The organism is Pseudomonas sp. FSL W5-0299 (genome assembly GCF_005930655.1).
GTDB lineage: Bacteria > Pseudomonadota > Gammaproteobacteria > Pseudomonadales > Pseudomonadaceae > Aquipseudomonas > Aquipseudomonas mandelii.
In genome coordinates this window covers 207322-228078 of sequence record NZ_RXHX01000009.1, presented here as the reverse complement: position 1 = coordinate 228078, position 20757 = coordinate 207322, and the positions used below count along the sequence as shown (strand labels likewise).

Below are 20757 nucleotides of genomic sequence, written 5' to 3'. Positions count from 1 at the left end.
ATGCCAATTCGTGTCGACCTGCTCGCCTTAGAACCCAACGTGCCTGGCCAGGCGTGCCTCACTGTGAAGAAATGGCAGGGTGGCGAAGAACAGCTGGAGTTCTCCATTCAGCGTAACCAGGACGGGTTCTACCTCCAGGATCAGAAAGCCTGGAGCAGCAATCCGTTCTGGTTCAAGGTCTCGCGCTTCAGCGTTGCGACCAGTGGTGAAGCCCTTGAAGCCCAGGTCGGCCCGGAAGTAGTCGACCCGTTGCTCGAAGGCGGCGCCAATTCGCAATTCATGATCGAGCTACGCGAACAGAGCCAAGGGCACACCGACAAAGGCGTGGTCCGGCCAGGCGTCGGGTTGCTGCCGTCCACGGCCGGTGGCCAGACGCGTTCGACTTACGGTGGTGCAGACTTGAGCGCACCTGCTGCACCGGAACCCGAAATTCCAGAGCTGCCGGAATTGGTCCTGAACACCGCCGAGCCAGAAATCGAACTGGAATCGGTGCCAAACGAACCTGCTTACACACCGCCTCCACCCCCGGTAAAGAAAAGCAAAAAAGGCCTCATCGGCCTCGCGCTCGTCGTGCTGTTGCTGGTGGCCGCAGCGGCCGGGTTCTGGTTCTACAAACGTACTCCGGTCCCCGCCCCGGCCATCGCTGCCGCCGTACCGGCCGGTGCCGATGCGCAAGCCTGCACCCTCGACAGCATGAACAGCCTGCCCGAGCTGACCTTCGTCCAGACCTGCATCAAGGCCGCGCCTGACAGTGCCAAGTTGCTGGAGATCATCAACGAAGCCAAGGCCGGCAAACACTGCGGTGTTGCCCAGCGTCTGTACGCCAACCGTGCCCAGGCCGGTGACGCGCTGATCGCCAACGCCTATGCACGCGAGTACGACCCTAAATACCTGAAAGCCAGCGAGTGCTTCCCGGCCGCGGACAACGCCACCGCCGCCTACTGGTATGAAACGATCCTGACCCAGGACCCGAACAATGCCGAAGCCAAGCAGCGTTTCGAGGAGTTGCAGAAGTGATGCGTTCTCCCCTGAGTCGTTTCCTGCTGAGCGGCGCCGCGCTGTTGGCACTGTGCATCAGCCCGTTGTCCCAGGCCGAAGACAAACCGCTGATCCAGGCCGGTAAAAAGACCTTGTTCCAGCGCGTACTGACCACCCCGGGCTGCAAACTCAGCCCGACGGCAGGCGGCGCGGCAGGCGATGCGCAACCAGTCTTCAGCCGCTTCTATGTTTATGAGCGTGCTCAAGCGGCCAACGCCGAATGGCTCAAAGTCGGTCCCGACAGTTACGGCAAAACCATTGGCTGGTTGCCCGCCAGCTGCACCACCGACTGGAAAATGCAGCTGACACTGGCGTTCACCAACCCGGCCAACCGCGACCGGCTGCTGTTCTTCAAGGACCGCGCCACTGTCGAGGGCATCCTTGATGCACCGGACCCGGTGAGCAAAGTCGCCCCGCTGCGGGCCACGCTGAAAAAGGGTAAGCAAGCACCGGGCGTGCTCGCCGAAGAACCTGAATATTTCGTCGACCTGCAAAAGCAGTTCTACCTGCTGCCGGTCCTCAGCGGCGAAGAAGTGATGACCGAAGGCGGTTTCCGCACGCGGCTGCTGAACGTCGCATCGGTCAGCAAGCCCGATGACCAGAACGCCAAGGGTGGTGCGGCCAACAGCGCGGCCGGTGGCAAGGAAGCCGAGGACAAGGCGGCCAACCAACTGAAGGAATTCACTGCAGCGGTGGTGTTTGTCATCGACTCGACGATCTCGATGGACCCGTACATCGACCGCACCCGCGAGGCGATCCGCAAGGTCTATCAGCAGATCGAATCGCAGAACCTCGGCAAGCAGGTCAAGTTCGGCCTGGTGGCGTTCCGCTCCAACACCCAGGCGGTGCCAGGCCTGGAATACACCACCAAAATGTATGCCGACCCGACTCAGGTGAAGGACAGTTCCGACTTCCTCGCCAAGGTCGCCGACCTCAAACAAGCCAAAGTATCGAGCAGCAGTTTCGACGAAGACGCCTTTGCCGGTGTCATGGAGAGCATCGACAAGGTCGACTGGAGCCAGTTCGGTGCGCGCTACGTGGTGTTGATCACCGACGCGGGCGCCATCGAAGGCGACGACAAACTGTCGAAAACCGGTTTGAGCGCCTCGCAGGTTCGCCTCGAAGCCGCCAACCCGGGCGTGGCGATTTATACCCTGCACCTGAAAACCCCGGCCGGAATCAAGGACCACGCCAAGGCCGAGGCGCAGTATCAGAATCTGTCGACCTACCCGGGCACCAACACCTCGCTGTATTACCCGGTGAACGCGGGCGATATTCAGGAGTTCGGGCGCAAGGTGGATTCGCTGGCCACCGCGATCACCTCGCAAGTGAAAGCCGCCTACATGGGCGAAGACGCCATCGGCAGCGCGGTGAACGCCAAGCAGGACCCGGCCGAGAAGAAAATGCTCGAAGACGCGGCGCTGATCGGCCACGCCATGCAACTTGCCTATCTGGGCGAGAAGACCAACAGCAAGGCACCGCCAGTGTTCAAGGCGTGGATCACCGACCGTGACCTGATCAAGCAGAACGTCCCGACCACCGACGTGCGGGTGCTGCTGACCAAATCCCAGCTCAGCGACTTGAGCGACGTGATGAAGCAGATCCTCGATGCGGCCAACGAAGGCTTGATCTCGCCGACGGAAATGTTCGAGCGCCTGCGCTCGGTGGCCGCCACCATGGGCGCCGATCCCAATCAGCTCAAGCAGAACGGCAACACCAAACTGGCGGACATGGGCGTGCTCGGCGAGTACCTCGAAGACCTGCCGTATCAGAGCGAAGTGCTGAACCTGGACGAAGAAACCTGGAAGAGCTGGGATGGCCTGGCGCAGGAGAAATTCATCCGCACGCTCAATACCAAACTGCGGCACTACCAGCGTTACAACGCTGACGTCGACCGTTGGGTGGCTTTAGCCAAGGACAGCGATGCACGGGACAACGTGTACCCCGTGCCACTGGAAATGATGCCTTAACGAGACGCCGATGCTCGATATCAAGAACCTGCTGGTGCGCCGAGGAGAAGGTGCGCTGGCTCATCATGTGCGCCTGCCGCACCTGCACGTCGGTGCCGGGGAAATCCTCGCCATCACCGGCGAGAGCGGCAGCGGCAAAAGCACGTTGCTCGAAGCCATCGGCCTGTTGCTGGCGCCGATAGAGCTCGAGCGTTTTCGGCTGGGCGCAACGCAGGATCAAGACATCGCACAATTGCTGGCCAGCGATGACCAGCCGGCCCTGGCGGCGGTGCGTTCGCGGCACTTGGGATTCATTTTGCAGAGCGGCGGTTTGCTGCCGTTTTTGAGCGTGCGCGACAACATCAGCCTGCCCCGTCGTTTGCTCGGCATGCCGGTCAAGAGCGCGCACATCGATCACGCGGTTGAGGTGCTGCGCCTGCAAGGCTTGCTGGATAAACACCCTCAAGCATTGTCGATCGGTGAACGCCAACGCGTGGCCTGCGTGCGGGCGATTGCCCATGAGCCGCTGCTGCTGTTGGCCGACGAGCCGACAGCGGCACTCGATCCGCACAGCGCCCGGCGCTTGTTTGAATTGTTGATGAGCCTGGTGTCGAGCATGGGCCTGAGTGCGCTCGTTGTGTCCCATGACTGGGCCCTGCTGAAGGATTTCGGCTTGCCGCGACTCGGCGCTATCAGCCGTCAGGGAGAGACTCTGTTTGAACCGATGGACTGACCGCTTGCGCCTGCTCGCAACGCTGGCCCTGCAAGACCTCTGGCACGACCGCAAGGTGTCGTTGTGCATCGCCGCCTCGCTGGTGGCGGTGATCGCGCCGCTGTTGCTGCTGTTCGGCCTCAAGCACGGCGTGGTCAGCCAGTTGCAGGACGAACTGCTGCGCGACCCGCGCAACCTTGAAGTAAAGATGCTCAGCAACGGCAACTACGACAGCGCCTGGATCGAACGTGTGCGCCAGCGTCCCGAGACCGGATTTGCCCTCGGCCAGACCCGCTCGCTCAACACCCAGGCAGACTTGCTGATGGGCATGCAACGGTTTGTCGAAGGCGCGGAAATCATCGCCACCGAACCCGGCGACCCGCAGTTGAACCTGCCACAACTCAACCCGACCGGCGACCAAGTGATCCTCAGCGCCCGCGCCGCGCAACGCTTGCAGGCCAAGGTCGGCGACCGCGTGCAACTGCGCGTGTTGCGCCGACTTGAAGGCGTCAACGAGCGCGGCGAGATGACGCTGACTGTGCTGGCAGTACTCGACGGCGCTCGTTTCGGCCGCGCAGCCGGGTTTGTTGCCCCTCCGTTGTTGCTGGACCTGGAGCGCTTTCGCGACGGTTATCAGGTCAGCGCATTCGGCATCGAAACCGGCAAGCCGTTGGGCGATCTGCAACCGCTGTATGCCCGCGCCCGCCTTTATGCCCGCGACATCGATCAAGTGGCGCCGCTGGAACGCTGGCTCAACGAACAACACATCGAAACTTCAAGCCGACTGGCCGACATCGACAACGTCAAAGCCATCAACCATGTGCTGGGGCTGATCTTCGGGGTTATCGCCCTCGCCGCGCTGATCGGCTGTGTGGCGTCGATGGTCGGGGCGTTCCTGGCCAACATCGACCGCAAGCGCAAAAGCCTCGCGGTGCTGCGCCTGCTGGGTTTCAAACGCACGGCGGTCGCCGGTTTCGTGGTCTTGCAAGCGCTGGTGCTGAGCCTGGCCGGCTACCTCGGTGGATTGGGCTTTTACGCTGTCGGCAGCCATTTGTTCGACTACCTGCTCGGCAGCAGCCAGGCCACCGGCACTTTTGTTTGCCACATCACACTCTGGCACGGCCTCGCCGCCCTGCTCCTGACCTTTCTGGTCGCTGCACTGGTGGCCGTGATCGGCGCCGTGCGAGCGATCAACATCCAACCTGCGGAGAGTCTGCGTGAGCTATAAACGTTTTGGCTTGCTGTTGCCCCTGAGCCTCGGCTACCTGCTCGACGCTTCGGCGGCGGGCTGGGAAGAGAAGTATTACAACCCGATGCCCGAGGCCAGCGACGTCGTGCTGCCGATGCCGTGCGAAGGCTCGATGGTGTTTCGCAAGGTGTTCATTCCGGTCGCCGGACCGCTTGACGACTACCCGATCAACATCGGTCAGGACGGCGCGGAATACGGCTACGTCGAACAGACCCGGCCGACCTTCATCGCCGGCAGTTTCACCGGCGCCAAGAATGACAAATCCCGCTACTACCTGATGGCCAAGTACGAGATGAGTCAGCTCCAATACGCCGCGCTGACCGAAGAAACCTGCCCCACCGCCGCCACCAAAATGCGCCTGCCGCAAGTGTCCGTGAGCTGGGTGCAGGCCGTCGAAGCGGCCGACAAATACAACCTGTGGCTGCGCAAAAACGCGGCCGGCAAATTGCCGAAAGAAGACGGCGCACTGGGCTTCCTGCGCCTGCCGACGGAAGTCGAGTGGGAGTTCGCGGCGCGCGGTGGCCTGGAAGTCGGCGCGGCGGAATTCCGCGATACGCGCTACCCGATGCCCGACGGTATCAACGCCTACGAGTGGTTCGCCGGGGCGCAATCGTCTAACGGCAAACTGCAATTGTCCGGCCTGCAAAAGCCTAATCCATTGGGCTTGCACGACATGCTCGGCAACGTCGACGAGATGATGTTCGAGCCGTTCCGCCTGAACAAACTCGACCGCCAGCACGGCCAGGCCGGTGGCTATGTGGTCCGTGGCGGCAACTACCTGACCGCCCAGGCCGACCTGCGCACCGGCTTGCGCAAGGAAGAGCCGTACTACAACGCCGAAGGCCAGGTGAAAAACAAAACCACCGGTATGCGACTGGTGCTGGTCTCGCCGACCCTGACGTCCCGCGAGCGTGTCGCCAGCATTGAAAGCAGCTGGAAGAAACTCGGCACCGGCAGCAAGGAAACCGAGTCGGCTGATAAAGGCACCGTTCAGTCACTGAACACCCTGGCCTCAGGCGTCGAAGACAAGGCGCTCAAGGAAAAGCTTCAGGCGCTGGAAAACCAATTGCGTGCCAGCAACCAGCAGCAGGAAGAAACCCGCGACCAGGCGATCCGCGCCAGCCTCAACCTCGGTGCGTTCCTGTGCACCAAGATGCTCGACGACGGCCAGTACGTGGACTTCTTGCAGAAGAACTACAAGCTGAACTGCGAATCCGCCGATAAAGACGCCAGTTGCGACATGCGCAAAGGCAAGCTCGACGAGCAGAAGGATCGCCTGCACAAACTCAGCCGTTACTACGCCAGCAGCCTGGTGGAATCGGCAACCTTGTATGGCCAGCCGCTGCTGGAAGCGCAGGTGCCGGTGATGGAAGAAATCATCACCCGCAACAAGCAGCTGCAAGAACTCAAACCCTATTTGCGCACCCACTGGGCCAATCAGAAGACCTTCCTGCAAAAGCAGAAGATCGACACCGATGCCTGGCTGACCAGTTGCAAAACCGTCACTCAATAACTTACTCAACAACAACAGCCAACACCGTCACCAAGGAGTTTCACCATGTCGCGCAGCCTCTGGACTCGCTTCAAGCTACAGATCGCTTTTGTCATCACTGGCAGCCTGTTGCTGACAGGTTGTGCCAACACCGGCAGCTCGATGCTCGGTGGCAGCGAGGGGGCCGACCCGCGTCTGACCCAAGGCAATGACGCAGAGTTTTTCAGCAAATCCGGTTACCAGGCCTGTGCGGTCGGCGCCGGTGTCGGCATCCTCGGTTGCGCACTGTCCAATAGCAGCAACAAGGCGGTCTGCGCCATCGCCGCCGGTATTACCGCGTGTGGCGTGGCCATGGGCGCGAACTATTACCTGGATCAACGTCGCAGCGAATACTCCGACACCACCACCCGCCTGGCGAAGATGAACAGCGACGTCGAGCAAGACACCCAGAACGTGATCGCCCGTACCGCGACCGCTCAGCAAGTCATCAATGATGACCAGGCGCAAATCGCCCAGATCAAAAAAGACATCGCCAACAAGAAAGTCGACAAGGCCAAGGCCCAAGTGCAAATCGCCGAGATCGATTCGAACATCGCGCGCCTGCGTAAAGACCTCGGCAACATGCGCACCAAGGTCACCGAGTACACCAAAGTGGCGGATGCCGAGCGTGCACAAGGCGCCGGTGCCGAGATCAAGCAGGTGGACATGAACATTTTGAAAATGAACCAGAAAGTCGCCGCCCTGCAAAAGGAAGTCGACGGTCTGTACAACCAGCGTTCCGCGATCACCCTGGGCTAAGCACATGACTCTACGACAGCTGGCGGTCCTCACCGCCGTCCTGGCCCTGAGCGGTTGCGCGACGAAGCCGGGCGAATGCGATGCGACCAATCGCGACAGCAGCATGCTGACCAAGATGAACTGCGACTACTCTGGTGGTTATAGCGACCAGGTCAAACAGAAGGAACTGGCCCTGACCGCGTCCCGCCAGGAAAATGCGATGTTCCGCCAGGTGTACGAGAACATTCAGGCCCAGCAGCTCAGCACCAAGACCGACCTGGCCAGCCAGCAGAAGTCCCAGGCGGCGCTGAACCAGTCGCTGGGCCAGTTGCTGACCTCGCTCAAGGCCCGGCATGGCAACCAAAGCCAGGTGCAGAAGCAGATTGCCGGGCTCGAGCAGCAGCTCAAGGCCTCCCAGGCAGCGCCCGTGACCAAGACCTCACCCGCGACGCTGGCTGCCAAGCAGGAACAACTGAAGGCCTTGCAGAAGAAAGTGAATCAGCTGCAATTCAGCCTCGGTTACGAAGAGTAACTTTTCACCCCGCAGGCCTGCCGATGGCGGCCTGCACCCTTTTCAGGAATCGTCGTCATGCAGCGGGTCATCAGGGATGCGCAAGCCACACCAGAGGGGATGAGTGCGCTGCAAGCCAAAGTCGCCCTCATCCAGAAACACTTTCCGCCGACCGTCGCCAGCCTCTTCGCCATCCCGCGAATGGGCAGCGGTGACGTGCTGGAATGGTGGACTGAACTGGGTGGCCAACCCACGCCCTATGCCGACCTCAACGAGGACGCGCAACGACGTTTGCTGGAAACCTATGAAGTGCGTCAGACGTCCCTTGGACAGTTGGCGGACGAACTGCAAAAACGCGGTCAGCCCACCGTAGCGGATGACCTGCGCAGCCTGCTCGGCACGCCCGAGCTGGATAAACTCTACAGCCTCAACGGCGAGCCGCTGGTGGTGCGCTGGAACCAGCGCCCGCCCAAACCGATCGTGCCGCCGGTTGTTCCAGTGGTGCCGGTAGTGCCGCCGTCGCGTCGCGGCTGGTGGATCGCGGCGGCCTTGCTGGCGCTGCTGTTGCTGCTTCTGGCGCTGTGGCTTTGGTGGTTCTTGCACCGTGAACCCGTTGTCGTGGTTCCACCTGTAGCGCCAGTGGTGACGCCGGTCGAGAAACCGGTTGAGCCTGTTCCCGAGCCTGTCGTGGAACCCGAGCCGGTTCCAGAACCGGAACCCGTGCCAGAACCGGTGCCAGTGCCGGTGCCGGAACCCAAGCCCGTCCCGCCACCAAAACCGGTCGTGGCCGCCCCGCCACCGGCCCCGACGCTGGACAACTTCGCCTGCCGCAAAAAAGCGCCCAACGCAGAGATCCCGCAATTTGTGGTGGTGCTCGACACTTCGGGTTCGATGGATTTGAACATCAAGTCTGTGAAAGCCGACGAGGACTGGTTCTTCGGCAACGAGCTCAACAAGTACCTGGATGTGAACCGCACCACGCAGATCTTCGCCAAACCGAGCCGCATGGACGTCGCCAAGGACTCGCTGGCCGGCATGATCAACGGGCTGGACCCGAAGATCGACACGCGCCTGATCACCTTCGCCGGCTGCGAAAGAACGCCGGACCAGGGCGTGTTCAAGTTCGGCGACCGTCAGCGGCTGATCAACGGGATTCGAGGCCTGGTGCCCAACGACGGCACACCACTGGCCGACAGCCTGGCCCACGCGGCAAGCACCGTCGACGGGCGCAATAACGACGCCGTGATCGTGATGTTCGTCGACGGTGAGGACGGTTGCCAGAAAGACGTGTGCGCCGTGTCCCGCCAAATCGCCAGGGATCAACCGCGGCTGCGGGTCAACGTAGTGAAAATCGGTGCCGGCGGCCCGTCACGTTGCATCGCTGAAAACACCGGCGGCCGGGTTTACAGCAGCACCAATGCGGCGGAGCTGGGCAAGCAATTGAAACTGGCGAGCAAGGAAGTGTCGAGCAATGCCAAGTGTGATTGATCGTCTGATCTGAACATTGAGGTGAGCCCTTCGCGGGCAAGCCTCGCTCCCACAGGTGATATGCCGTTCACACAAGAGTGGAACGCCACATGCCCCTGTAGGAGCGAGGCTTGCCCGCGAAGACTATTTCAGCGACGACTCAACGAAACCGGTCAACCTCTTGGCGCAAGTCCGCCGCCAGCTTCTCCAGCTCTTTGGCGGTCACGGCCAGGTTCGACACCACTTCCCTCTGCTCGCTGTTTGCCAACGCAATGCTTTGCAGGTTGCTGCTGAGCAAGGTCGCGGTGCTGCTCTGCTCCTGAGTCGCTGTGGTAATCGCCGCAAATTGCTGGCCCGCCGAACGGCTCTGTTCATCGATCCGCGCCAGGGCCGAGGCCACGTTGGCATTGCGTGACAAGCCTTCCTGCATCAGCACATTGCCCTGTTCCATGGTGCTGATCGCATTGCCGGTTTCCTGCTGGATGCTTTGAATCATCCCGGAAATTTCGTCAGTGGCCTGACGTGTACGCGAAGCCAGGTTGCGCACCTCATCGGCCACCACCGCAAAACCACGACCTTGCTCACCGGCGCGGGCCGCTTCGATGGCCGCGTTCAGCGCCAGCAGGTTGGTTTGATCGGCGATCGAGGTAATCACCCCGACGATGCCGCCGATTTCCTGGGAGCGCTGCCCCAAGGTATTGATCACGATGGCGGTGCTGTTCAAGGCGCCAGCGATTTGCTCCAGCGACGAGGACGCCTCGTCCATCGAGGTACGACCGATCTGGGTTTGCTGTGCGTTTTCCTGCGCCAGACGCTGGGTGCTGCCCATGTTGTCGGCAATGTTCAGCGAGGTTGCGCTGAATTCTTCCACGGCACCGGCCATGCTGGTGATTTCGCCCGACTGCTGCTCCATCCCTTCATAGGCACCGCCGGACAGACCGGACAACGCCTGGGCACGGCTGTTGACCTCGACCGAGGCCTTGCGAATGTGCTCGACCATGGTCGACAAGGCCTGGCTCATCTGGTTGAAGGCACGGGCCAGCTGACCGATTTCGTCGTTGCTCGACACGCTCAGGCGCACGCTCAAATCACCGGCGCCCAGGGCTTCTGCCTGACGCACCAGATCACCCAGCGGCGCAAGTTTGCTGCGCAGCAGCCAGACCGCCGAGCCGACGGCGATTAACGTCGCCAGCAGACTGCCGATCGCCAGTTGAATGCCGACGCTCCAGGTCACGGCGCTGATTTCGGCTTTCGGCATGCTTGCCACCACCGACCATGGGCCGCCTTCAAACGGCACGGCCACGCTGTAGAAGTCTTCGGACTTGTCGCTCCAGAAATCACCCTTGCCCGGGGTTTTCGCCAGATCGACGATGGCCGGGACTGCTTGATCCAGCGCTTGCACACCCGCAATCGGCACCAACCACTTCTTCTGCTCATCGAGCAGCGCCAGCGAGCCGGTCTGGCCGATGCGGAAGCGTTTGAGGTTCTCAAACTGTGCGTTCTGCGCGTCGGTGTAATCGAATCCTACGAACAGCACGGCAATCACCTTACCGCTGCTGTCGCGTACAGGCGTGTACTGCGTCATGTAGGAACGGTCGAACAGCAAGGCGCGGCCGACATAACTCTGCCCCGCCATCAAGCGTGCATAGGCCGGGTGAGCGTGGTCCAGCAGGGTGCCGATGGCCCGGTTGCCGTCCTGCTTGGTCAAGGACGTGCTGACGCGGATGAAATCTTCACCGCTGCGCACAAACACCGTCGCAACGCCCGCGGTCATCTGCTTGAACTCGTCGACTTCCTTGAAGTTGTTGTTCAACACTTCGCTGCCCAGGTGCAGGCCCGGGGTCTGCGTACCCGCCACGGCCACCGGTTCGTCCGGGTGCACGCTCAGGCCGGCGCTGAAGCGCTTCTCGAACAGACCGGCCAGACGCTGAGTGCTTTCACGCAACGTGCCGTGAAAGGTACTCAACTGGTCGGCCAGCAACCGGGCTTCACTGGCCAGGTGCTCTTCGCGGGTGGCGAGGTTGGCGGAGTCCAGCGAACGCAGGGCGAACACGGTACTGCCAGTGATGACAATCGCCAGTATCACGGCAAGCGCAAGACCAAGCTGTGAGGCGATCCGAGCACGAGGTTGAGACATGACAGCTCCTGGCCAAGTGACCGGATCATCCTGATCACGATGCACACTCAGCAAAATTCTAATTAGAGGAATTACAGGGGACCTGCACGAAGGTCCCACCTGCAGATTTTCGGCGGCAAACCTGAATACTTGAGTAAATAGCCGGGATATGGCTCAAGGCCTCTATTGCTGGGGCTTCATCGATTCAGCTCAAGCGCTCGACATCCGGTAAATCCATGGCCCGGACCTCGCCTTGCAGAAAGTCGCTGAGGCGGCGCAAACGTTCACCTCCCGGGCGGGTTTTCGGCCAGACTAGGTAATAATGCTCACCGCTGGCGACAGCCGTCGGCCACGGCAAACTCAGACGACCCTGCGCGACATCTTCCGCCACCATCAGCAAATCCCCCATGGACACGCCATAGCCTCGGGCCGCCGCGATCATGCCCAACTCCAGCGTGTCGAAAACTTGCCCGCCCTTGAGCGAGACCTGATCCGACAGCCCCATGCGCTCCAGCCAACTGCGCCAGTCACGACGATCTGGCGTTGGATGCAGCAGCTCTGCGCTGGCCAGGCGTGCGACGTCCCACGGCTGGTCCTTCAGCAGGTTCGGCGCGCCGACCGGGATCAGTTCTTCCGGGAACAGCAACGTCGCCTCCCAGTCCGGAGGGAAACGCCCGTTACTGAGGATGACGGCGCAGTCGAAGGGTTCGTGGTTGAAGTCCACGGTGTCGATGTCCATCCAGGCACTGGTCAATTGCACTTCGTTGCCCGGTTGCAGGTGCCGGAAGCGACTCAGGCGCGCCAGCAGCCAACGCATGGTCAACGTCGACGGGGCTTTCATGCGCAAGATGTCGTCTTCGGCGCGCAAGGTATTGCAGGCGCGTTCGAGCGCGGTGAAACCTTCACGGATGCCAGGCAGGATCAACCGCGCCGACTCGGTCAGTTGCAGGTTGCGCCCGCTGCGGTGAAACAGCCGGCAGGCGAAATGATCTTCGAGGGTACGAATGTGTCGACTGACCGCACTTTGGGTGATCGACAATTCTTCAGCGGCGCGGGTAAACGAGCTATGCCGCGCCGCCGCTTCGAATGCGCGCAGGGCATACAAGGGAGGAAGACGACGGGACATTGGGAAAGCTCCTATAGCGCGGTTGCGCCACGTTAGCAGAAACTTGCCTGCATGAGTCTGACTCATGCCACCCATCCTTTTTATCCCTTTGTGAAAACCCCGCAGAGCGCCGAGAATCGGCTCTCTCCTGTTTACTCCGATAACCGAGGCGTGATGACCATGCAGCATCCAGCACGTACCGAACTCCGGGCCATCCTGCGGCTGGCGGGGCCGTTGATTGCCTCGCAGTTGGCGCACATGCTGATGGTCCTCACCGACACCTTAATGATGGCGCGCCTGAGTCCCGAAGCGCTGGCCGGTGGCGGCCTGGGCGCGGCGACGTATTCGTTCGTGTCGATCTTCTGCATCGGCGTGATCGCAGCGGTCGGCACCCTGGTGGCGATCCGTCAGGGCGCAGGCGATATCGTCGGTGCCGCGCGCCTGACCCAGGCCGGCTTGTGGCTGGCGTGGTTGATGGCGCTGGTGGCCGGCCTGCTGCTGTGGAATCTGAAACCGGTGCTGCTGCTGTTTGGCCAGACCGAAACCAACGTCCAGGCTGCCGGGCAGTTCCTGCTGATCCTGCCGTTCGCCCTGCCCGGCTACCTGAGCTTCATGGCCCTGCGCGGTTTCACCAGCGCCATCGGCCGGGCGACCCCGGTGATGGTCATCAGCCTCGGCGGCACCGTGGCCAACTTCCTGCTCAACTACGCGTTGATCACCGGGATGTTCGGCTTGCCGAAAATGGGCCTGGTGGGCATCGGGCTGGTCACGGCGATCGTCGCCAACCTGATGGCCGTGGCGCTGGCGCTGCACATCCGTCGGCATCCGGCTTACGATGCGTATCCGCTGCGCCAGGGTCTGTCGCGGCCTAACCGCCAGTACCTGAAAGAGCTGTGGCGTCTCGGCCTGCCCATCGGCGGCACCTACGCGGTGGAAGTCGGGTTGTTTGCATTCGCTGCGCTGTGCATGGGCACCATGGGCAGTACGCAACTGGCGGCGCACCAGATCGCCCTGCAGATTGTTTCGGTGGCGTTCATGATTCCGGCGGGGCTTTCTTACGCGATTACCATGCGCATCGGTCAGCACTACGGTGCCGGGCAGTTGCTGGACGCGCGGCTGGCCGGCCGGGTGGGAATCGCCTTTGGCGCGGCGGCGATGCTGGGTTTTGCCATGGTCTTCTGGTTCCTGCCGAATCAGTTGATCGGCTTGTTCCTGGACCACAACGACCCGGCCTTTCGAGACGTCTTCAACCTGGCTGTGAGCCTGCTGGCGGTGGCGGCATGGTTCGAGCTGTTCGACGGCACCCAAACCATCGCCATGGGCTGCATCCGCGGGCTCAAGGATGCCAAGACCACGTTCCTGGTCGGACTGGGTTGCTATTGGCTGATCGGTGCGCCGGCGGCGTGGTGGATGGCGTTCAACTTGAACTGGGGGCCGACAGGCGTCTGGTGGGGATTGGCGCTGGGCCTGGCGTGCGCGGCGGTGAGCCTGACGCTGGCGTTTGAGTGGAAGATGAAAGGGATGATTCGGCGCGAGCCGTCAGTACAGCGTTTCGAAGTCCCTCAGACAGACTGAGATCCCCTGTAGGAGCGAGGCTTGCCCGCGAAGGCGTCGTGTCAGTTAACAAAGATGTCGACTGATGTGACGCCTTCGCGGGCAAGCCTCGCTCCTACAGGTTCGGGGTTAGCTCACGATTTCGAGGGCAGGCTGCTGGCTGCTGCCAAACGTCAGATACTCAACCAACTCCGCCAACGGCAGCGGCTTGCTGATCAGATACCCCTGCACCTGATCGCAACCAAACCCGCGCAACAACTCCAGCTGCTCCGCCGTCTCCACGCCTTCGGCCACCACTTCAAGGTTGAGGTTGTGCGCCAGGTTGATCATCGCGTGGACCAGTTTGCGATTCTCTTCCCGCTCTTCCATGCCGCCGACAAAGCTCTTGTCGACCTTGAGCAAGGCAATCGGCAGGCTGTTGAGGTGCACGAAGGACGAGAACCCGGTGCCAAAATCATCCAACGAGAAGCGCACGCCCAGGCGCCCGAGGGCGTCCATGGTCTGTTTGACCAGGTCGCTGCGGCGCATGACCGCAGTTTCGGTCAGTTCGAATTCCAGCCATTGCGCCTCGACGCCCCGCTCGGCGATCAACCGGCTCAGGGTCGACAACAACTGGCTGTCCTGAAACTGCCGGAACGACAGGTTGATCGCCATGTGCAGCGCCGGCAAACCACGCTCGCGCAATGCCTGCATGTCCCGCAGGGCCCGGGAAATCACCCAGTAACCGAGCGGTACGATCAAACCGCTTTGCTCGGCCAGCGGCACGAACTCGCTGGGCGCCAGCAAACCGCGCTCGGCATGCCGCCAGCGCACCAGCGCTTCGAGGCCGACGATCTGGCCGTCCTCAAGGTTCAGGCGCGGCTGGTAATGCAACTCCAGTTCGTCACGGCGCAACGCCCTACGCAGCTCGCTTTCGAGGTCGGCCATGCTGCGGGCATTGCGGTTGATGCGTTCGTTGAAGATATGAAAGGTGCAGCCCTGAGTGCTCTTGGCTTGCTGCATGGCGATGTGCGCGTGCCACATCAGCGGGTCGGCGCCGGCCTGGGCCCGGGCGTGGGCGATGCCCAGACTGGAACCGATCAACAGGCTTTCGCCGTCGACCCAGTAAGGTTCGGCCAGGGCTTCGGTGATGCGTTCGGCCATCCATTCGGCGCGCTGAGGCGCGCGGCGGGTGTCGATCAGCAAGGCGAATTCATCGCTGCCAAGCCGCGCCAGTTGATCGCCGGCCTCAAGCTGGCTTTTCAGCCGCGCAACCACCTGCAGGATCAACCGGTCGCCGGCCTGGTGGCCGAGGGCATCGTTGGCGTGACGGAAGTTGTCGAGATCAAGGTGACCGAGGGCCAGGCCACGGCCGTCGTTTTCCGCCAGACGCGCGGCCAGTAAGGTCTGGAAGCCCTGACGGTTGGCGATGCCAGTCAGCGGGTCTTGCTCGGCCAGGCGTTGCAGGGTGTTTTCCAGCAAGCCACGTTCGCGCACATGCCGCAGGCACCGGCGCAGCATGCCGGCATCGAGATGGTCGCGCACCAGCCAGTCGCTCACACCATCGGGCGACGTCAGGGGCTCGTGCTCGAGCAGCAACACTGTCGGCAAGCTGCATCGGCCTGGCAGAGGCTGAAGTGCTGGAATGGTCAACAACACCGCGTTGCGGTTGTCATCGAACAGACTGCTGACCGACTCCCAGCTCGGCGCGCTGATAAGCACGGCCGAGCTCCCCATCGGAGCCAGACACTCGCGCAACAACGCTGCCCACACCGGCTCTTCGGCCAGTAGCAGCAAACGCAAGGGTTCGACAGGCGTAGACAAGCTAGCTCCCTAGACTCTGCAAAGATGTAGGCGACGGGCATTATGCCGCGCCTGTAACCAATGACCAAATGACATCAGTTATCAAACGTGAGTTTGTGTCTGGAATACGAACATTAGCCGCTAATTCACCGCGCATCCTGCTTGAAAGTATCAAAACCGGCAAATAGAGATAGCGTGGTGCGTCACAAGTCGGAGAGAGCAGCACAATTCGCTGAGCCTGTTAAAATGCCGGCCCATTTCACTAACGACTCCCTGATTTCGTATGTCCCGACTCAATCCCCGGCAGCAAGAAGCCGTGAGCTACGTCGGCGGCCCTCTTTTGGTGCTCGCCGGCGCCGGCTCCGGCAAGACCAGCGTGATCACCCGCAAAATTGCGCATCTGATCCAGAACTGCGGCATCCGCGCCCAGTACATCGTCGCCATGACCTTCACCAACAAGGCCGCGCGCGAGATGAAGGAACGGGTCGGCACCCTGCTCAAGGGCGGTGAAGGCCGTGGCCTGACGGTGTGCACCTTCCACAACCTGGGCTTGAACATCATCCGCAAGGAACATGTTCGCCTGGGCTACAAGCCGGGCTTCTCGATCTTTGACGAAACCGACGTCAAAGCCTTGATGACCGACATCATGCAGAAGGAATACTCGGGCGACGACGGCGTCGACGAGATCAAGAACATGATCGGCTCGTGGAAAAACGACCTGATCCTGCCGCCCGAAGCCCTGGAAAACGCGCGCAATCCCAAGGAACAGACCGCCGCCATCGTCTACACCCACTATCAGCGTACGCTCAAGGCGTTCAACGCGGTGGACTTCGACGACTTGATCCTGCTGCCGGTGAAGCTGTTCCAGGAACACGCCGACATCCTCGAAAAATGGCAGAACAAAGTCCGCTACCTGCTGGTGGACGAATACCAGGACACCAACGCCAGCCAGTATTTGCTGGTGAAACTGCTGATCGGTACGCGTAACCAGTTCACCGTGGTCGGCGACGATGACCAGTCGATCTACGCCTGGCGCGGCGCCCGTCCGGAAAACCTGATGCTGCTCAAGGACGATTACCCGTCCCTGAAAGTCGTCATGCTCGAGCAAAACTACCGCTCCACCAGCCGCATCCTGCGCTGCGCCAACGTGCTGATCTCGAACAACCCGCACGAATTCGAAAAGCAGCTGTGGAGCGAGATGGGCCACGGCGACGAGATCCGCGTGATCCGCTGCCGCAACGAAGACGCCGAAGCCGAGCGCGTGGCCGTGGAACTGCTGACCCTGCACCTGCGCACGGACCGGCCTTACAGCGATTTCGCGATCCTGTATCGCGGTAACTACCAGGCCAAGCTGATCGAACTGAAGCTGCAGCACCACCAGATTCCGTATCGTTTGTCCGGCGGCAACAGCTTCTTCGGTCGCCAGGAAGTGAAAGACCTGATGGCCTACTTCCGCCTGATCGTGAACCCGGACGACGACAACGCCTTCCTGCGGGTGATCAACGTCCCGCGCCGGGAGATCGGTTCGACCACGCTGGAGAAGCTGGGCAACTACGCCACCGAGCGCAAAATCTCGATGTATGCCGCCACCGACGAAATCGGCCTGGGCGAGCACCTGGATGCGCGTTTCACCGATCGTCTGTCACGCTTTAAGCGCTTCATGGACAAGGTCCGCGAGCAATGCGCCGGCGAAGACCCGATCTCGGCGCTGCGCAGCATGGTCATGGACATCGACTACGAGAACTGGCTGCGCACCAACAGCTCCAGCGACAAGGCCGCCGATTACCGCATGGGTAACGTCTGGTTCCTGATCGAGGCGTTGAAAAACACCTTGGAGAAAGACGAAGAAGGCGAGATGACCGTCGAAGACGCCATCGGCAAACTCGTCCTGCGCGACATGCTGGAACGTCAGCAGGAAGAGGAAGACGGCGCTGAAGGTGTGCAGATGATGACCTTGCACGCTTCCAAGGGCCTGGAATTCCCTTACGTGTTCATCATGGGCATGGAAGAGGAAATCCTCCCGCACCGCTCCAGCATTGAAGCCGACACCATCGAAGAAGAACGCCGCCTGGCCTACGTTGGCATTACCCGCGCGCGTCAGACCCTGGCCTTCACCTTCGCCGCCAAGCGCAAGCAATATGGCGAGATCATCGACTGCGCGCCGAGCCGCTTCCTGGATGAGCTGCCGCCGGACGACCTGGCGTGGGAAGGCAACGACGACACACCTGTTGAAGTCAAAGCCGTTCGCGGCAATACCGCATTGGCGGATATACGGGCGATGTTAAAGCGCTAGAATTGAGCACTTTTTAACCGAACACTTTTTAACCAGGCATTTTTGACAAGCTAGGCGCACATGGCGCCAGTAGAGGAACGCTTCATGGAAGCACTGCACCAGAAAATCCGCGAACAAGGCATCGTGCTTTCCGATCAGGTCTTGAAGGTCGATGCCTTTTTGAACCACCAGATCGACCCGGCCCTGATGAAGCTGATCGGCGATGAATTCGCTGCGCTGTTCAAGGACTCGGGCATCACCAAGATCGTCACGATCGAAGCTTCGGGCATCGCCCCGGCGATCATGACCGGCCTGAACCTCGGCGTGCCGGTGATTTTTGCCCGCAAGCATCAGTCACTGACCCTGACTGAAAACCTTCTGTCGGCGACCGTTTACTCGTTCACCAAGCAGACCGAAAGCACCGTGGCCATCTCCCCGCGCCACCTGACCAGCAGCGACCGCGTGCTGATCATCGATGACTTCCTGGCCAACGGTAAGGCGTCCCAGGCGCTGATCTCGATCATCAAACAGGCCGGCGCCACCGTCGCCGGCCTGGGGATCGTGATCGAGAAGTCGTTCCAGGGTGGGCGTGCGGAACTGGATGCCCAAGGTTATCGCGTTGAGTCGCTGGCTCGTGTGCAGTCGCTGGCCGGCGGCGTCGTGACCTTCATCGAATAAAGCCACACCGCATATCCCTTATGGGAGCGAGCCTGCTCGCGAAAGCGCTGGATCAGTCAACGATGATGTCGACTGATACTCAGCATTCGCGAGCAGGCTCGCTCCCACAGTGGTTTTGGAGTGGCTGTTATGGCGCGGTGGCCTTGAGGCCGGCGAGTAGCAGCCGCTGAAACAGGTCCTCTTTCAGCCCTTCCGGGTTGGTCAGCTGCATCCGCTCCAGATGCTCGGGAAACGCCGCAGGCTCCGGCGCATCCAGTGCAGCCTTGCCCAACTCCAGAATCTCCGAGAGCTTGAACTTGCTCTTCAACCAGTTCAGCGACCGCAACAAATCCCTCTCCACCGCAGTGAAATCACACCCCAGCGGATACTCCGGAAACAAATTCGGATGCAACGCCTGAATCGCCTGCAAACGCTCCGGGCTGTTGTCGGCAAAACGCGGATCGATGCGGAAATTCTTCGGCAATTTGCCAACGTTCTGCGCCTGCTCGATCAGCCCCGGCTGGAAGCGAGAGTCGCTGATATTCAGCAATGCCTCGATCACCGCCGCATCGGTCTTGCCGCGCAAATCGGCGATGCCGTACTCGGTGACCACGATGTCCCGCAAATGCCGTGGGATCGTGCAGTGGCCGTATTCCCAGACGATGTTCGAACTGACCTCACCGCCCGCCTCGCGCCAGCTGCGCAACAGCAACACCGACCGCGCGCCCTCCAGCGCATGGCCCTGAGCAACAAAGTTGTATTGCCCGCCAACGCCGCTCAGCACTCGCCCGCTTTCGAGCTGATCGGCCACGCCCGCGCCCAGCAGGGTCATGGTGAACACGGTGTTGATGAAGCGCGCGTCCAGGCGCTGCAAGCGTTTGAGTTCTTCCTGACCGTAGAGCTCGTTGATGTAGCTGATGCGGGTCATGTTGAATTCGAGTCGCTTGCTTTGCGGAAGCTCGCGCAGGCGCTCGTAGAAACTGCGCGGCCCGAGGAAGAACCCGCCATGCACCGAGATGCCATCGGTTTGCGCGGCTTCGTCGAGAGTGCCGGCATTGGCTTGTTGCTGGGTCGGCACGTCCGGGTAGACCTTGCGCCGTACGATTCCGGCATCGGCCAGTACCAGCAAGCCGTTGACGAACATTTCGCTGCAACCGTAAAGGCCCTTCGCGAACGGATCGATGCCGCCTTCGCGGTCGATCAACTGCGCCCACTGGCTGAGATTGATATCCGCCAGCAACGCCTTGTAACCGGCATTGTCGGCCTGACGCGCCAGCAACGCTGCGGTCAGGGCATCGCCCATGGCACCGATGCCGATCTGCAAGGTGCCGCCATCGCGCACCAGCGTACTGGCGTGCAAGCCGATGAAGTGATCCTGGAAACCCACGGGCATGTTCGGCGTGGAGAACAGTGTGGTGTTGTCCTTCTCGTCGATCAGCAGGTCGAAGGTGTCGATACCTATTTCGGCGTCACCGGGCATGTAGGGCAAATCGTTGTGCACCTGGCCCACCAGCAGGATCGTCTCTCCCGCCGCCCGGCGTTTGGCGATCATCGGAAACAGATCGAGGGTGATGTCTGGGTTGCAGCTCAGGCTCAGACGATCCGGGTGTTCGGCGTGGCTGGCCACCAGTTGCGCCACGAGGTTCAAACCGGCGGCGTTGATGTCCCGCGCGGCGTGGCTGTAGTTGCTGCTGACGTAATCCTGCTGGGCCGATTCGCTATGCAGCAGGCTGCCGGGCTGCATAAAGAATTGATGGACGTGAATGTTGGCCGGCAGGCTGTCTTTGTGAAGTCCGGCGAGAAAATCCAGCTCTGGATAATCGCCAAACACCCGCTCGATGAAGGGTTCGAGGAAGCGCTTTTGCAAACCGTCGCCCAAGGCCGGGCGGCCCAGGCACAGGGCAGTGTAGATCGTCAGCTGCCGGTCGGGCAGTTGCGCGACGCGCTGGAACAACGCGTTGACGAAGTGGTTGGGTTTGCCCAGGCCCAGAGGCAGGCCCATGTGGATATGCGCTGGCAACCGCGCCAATACGTCATCGACCGCCTGCTCGATAGAACACAGCTGCACCATCTGAT

Annotated in this window: 15 protein-coding genes; 11 read left to right on the top strand and 4 right to left on the bottom strand. The window is 61.3% G+C overall.

Features of this window, described 5'->3' with window-relative positions; genetic code table 11:
* From FHL16_RS14600 to FHL16_RS14565, 8 genes are read left to right on the top strand one after another with little or no spacing between them, the layout of a single operon-like run.
* A complete protein-coding gene (locus FHL16_RS14600; protein WP_077748590.1) occupies positions 1 to 1017 on the top strand; it encodes a hypothetical protein in 1017 nt (338 codons plus the stop codon).
* Positions 1017 to 3008 (top strand): vWA domain-containing protein, encoded by a 1992-nt coding sequence (locus FHL16_RS14595; protein WP_010465135.1) that lies wholly within the window; start codon positions 1017 to 1019, stop codon positions 3006 to 3008. The genes FHL16_RS14600 and FHL16_RS14595 overlap by 1 nt, the downstream gene beginning before the upstream one ends.
* Before the next feature lie 10 nt (positions 3009 to 3018).
* On the top strand, positions 3019 to 3720 hold the full coding sequence (locus FHL16_RS14590) for an ABC transporter ATP-binding protein (protein WP_010465137.1): 702 nt from the start codon (positions 3019 to 3021) through the stop codon (positions 3718 to 3720).
* Positions 3704 to 4927 carry an ABC transporter permease gene (locus FHL16_RS14585; protein ID WP_010465139.1) on the top strand — a complete coding sequence of 408 codons (1224 nt, stop codon included), beginning with the start codon at positions 3704 to 3706 and terminating at the stop codon, positions 4925 to 4927. Before FHL16_RS14590 ends, FHL16_RS14585 begins: the two co-directional genes overlap by 17 nt.
* Positions 4917 to 6461, top strand: a complete 1545-nt coding sequence (locus FHL16_RS14580; RefSeq protein WP_077748589.1) for an SUMF1/EgtB/PvdO family nonheme iron enzyme — start codon at positions 4917 to 4919, stop codon at positions 6459 to 6461. The genes FHL16_RS14585 and FHL16_RS14580 overlap by 11 nt, the downstream gene beginning before the upstream one ends.
* 45 nt (positions 6462 to 6506) lie before the next feature.
* Positions 6507 to 7238: a hypothetical protein gene (locus FHL16_RS14575; protein WP_010465143.1), complete on the top strand. Its 732-nt coding sequence runs from the start codon at positions 6507 to 6509 to the stop codon at positions 7236 to 7238.
* Between the two features lie 4 nt (positions 7239 to 7242).
* Positions 7243 to 7749 carry a hypothetical protein gene (locus tag FHL16_RS14570; RefSeq protein ID WP_010465145.1) on the top strand — a complete coding sequence of 169 codons (507 nt, stop codon included), beginning with the start codon at positions 7243 to 7245 and terminating at the stop codon, positions 7747 to 7749.
* A 57-nt stretch (positions 7750 to 7806) separates the two neighbouring features.
* Positions 7807 to 9216, top strand: a complete 1410-nt coding sequence (locus tag FHL16_RS14565; RefSeq protein WP_077748588.1) for a vWA domain-containing protein — start codon at positions 7807 to 7809, stop codon at positions 9214 to 9216.
* A 139-nt stretch (positions 9217 to 9355) separates the two neighbouring features.
* Here FHL16_RS14565 and FHL16_RS14560 read toward each other — a convergent pair whose 3' ends face one another.
* Complete coding sequence (locus FHL16_RS14560) at positions 9356 to 11332, bottom strand: methyl-accepting chemotaxis protein (RefSeq protein WP_010465150.1); 1977 nt, start codon at positions 11330 to 11332, stop codon at positions 9356 to 9358.
* A 184-nt stretch (positions 11333 to 11516) separates the two neighbouring features.
* Positions 11517 to 12437 (bottom strand): LysR substrate-binding domain-containing protein, encoded by a 921-nt coding sequence (locus FHL16_RS14550; RefSeq protein WP_010465151.1) that lies wholly within the window; start codon positions 12435 to 12437, stop codon positions 11517 to 11519.
* A 159-nt stretch (positions 12438 to 12596) separates the two neighbouring features.
* On the opposite strand from FHL16_RS14550, the gene FHL16_RS14545 reads away from it, so the two are divergent.
* On the top strand, positions 12597 to 13991 hold the full coding sequence (locus FHL16_RS14545) for a NorM family multidrug efflux MATE transporter (RefSeq protein WP_042932982.1): 1395 nt from the start codon (positions 12597 to 12599) through the stop codon (positions 13989 to 13991).
* A 108-nt stretch (positions 13992 to 14099) separates the two neighbouring features.
* On the opposite strand, the gene FHL16_RS14540 is transcribed toward FHL16_RS14545, so the two are convergent.
* The gene (locus tag FHL16_RS14540; protein ID WP_010465155.1) at positions 14100 to 15773 is read right to left on the bottom strand and encodes a putative bifunctional diguanylate cyclase/phosphodiesterase; all 1674 of its coding nucleotides are present in this window, start codon (positions 15771 to 15773) and stop codon (positions 14100 to 14102) included.
* A 262-nt stretch (positions 15774 to 16035) separates the two neighbouring features.
* Between FHL16_RS14540 and rep the strand changes: the two genes are divergently transcribed.
* Positions 16036 to 18045 (top strand): DNA helicase Rep, encoded by a 2010-nt coding sequence (rep, locus tag FHL16_RS14535; RefSeq protein WP_010465157.1) that lies wholly within the window; start codon positions 16036 to 16038, stop codon positions 18043 to 18045.
* An 84-nt stretch (positions 18046 to 18129) separates the two neighbouring features.
* Positions 18130 to 18702 (top strand): xanthine phosphoribosyltransferase, encoded by a 573-nt coding sequence (locus tag FHL16_RS14530; protein ID WP_010465159.1) that lies wholly within the window; start codon positions 18130 to 18132, stop codon positions 18700 to 18702.
* A gap of 127 nt (positions 18703 to 18829) precedes the next feature.
* Here the strand turns inward: FHL16_RS14530 and FHL16_RS14525 are convergent, their stop codons facing one another.
* Entirely contained in the window at positions 18830 to 20752 is a 1923-nt protein-coding gene (locus tag FHL16_RS14525; RefSeq protein WP_077748587.1) for an acetyl-CoA hydrolase/transferase C-terminal domain-containing protein, read from the bottom strand.
* Positions 20753 to 20757 lie beyond the last annotated feature (5 nt).

What these genes read in the sequence shown, in the direction of transcription:
- FHL16_RS14600 (WP_077748590.1), top strand. Translation starts at nt 1, where the DNA reads ATGCCAATTCGTGTCGACCTGCTCGCCTTAGAACCCAACGTGCCTGGC.
- FHL16_RS14595 (WP_010465135.1), top strand. Translation starts at nt 1,017, where the DNA reads ATGCGTTCTCCCCTGAGTCGTTTCCTGCTGAGCGGCGCCGCGCTGTTG.
- FHL16_RS14590 (WP_010465137.1), top strand. Translation starts at nt 3,019, where the DNA reads ATGCTCGATATCAAGAACCTGCTGGTGCGCCGAGGAGAAGGTGCGCTG.
- FHL16_RS14575 (WP_010465143.1), top strand. Translation starts at nt 6,507, where the DNA reads ATGTCGCGCAGCCTCTGGACTCGCTTCAAGCTACAGATCGCTTTTGTC.
- FHL16_RS14570 (WP_010465145.1), top strand. Translation starts at nt 7,243, where the DNA reads ATGACTCTACGACAGCTGGCGGTCCTCACCGCCGTCCTGGCCCTGAGC.
- FHL16_RS14565 (WP_077748588.1), top strand. Translation starts at nt 7,807, where the DNA reads ATGCAGCGGGTCATCAGGGATGCGCAAGCCACACCAGAGGGGATGAGT.
- FHL16_RS14560 (WP_010465150.1), bottom strand. Translation starts at nt 11,332, where the DNA reads ATGTCTCAACCTCGTGCTCGGATCGCCTCACAGCTTGGTCTTGCGCTT.
- FHL16_RS14550 (WP_010465151.1), bottom strand. Translation starts at nt 12,437, where the DNA reads ATGTCCCGTCGTCTTCCTCCCTTGTATGCCCTGCGCGCATTCGAAGCG.
- FHL16_RS14545 (WP_042932982.1), top strand. Translation starts at nt 12,597, where the DNA reads ATGCAGCATCCAGCACGTACCGAACTCCGGGCCATCCTGCGGCTGGCG.
- rep (WP_010465157.1), top strand. Translation starts at nt 16,036, where the DNA reads ATGTCCCGACTCAATCCCCGGCAGCAAGAAGCCGTGAGCTACGTCGGC.
- FHL16_RS14530 (WP_010465159.1), top strand. Translation starts at nt 18,130, where the DNA reads ATGGAAGCACTGCACCAGAAAATCCGCGAACAAGGCATCGTGCTTTCC.
- FHL16_RS14525 (WP_077748587.1), bottom strand. Translation starts at nt 20,752, where the DNA reads ATGGTGCAGCTGTGTTCTATCGAGCAGGCGGTCGATGACGTATTGGCG.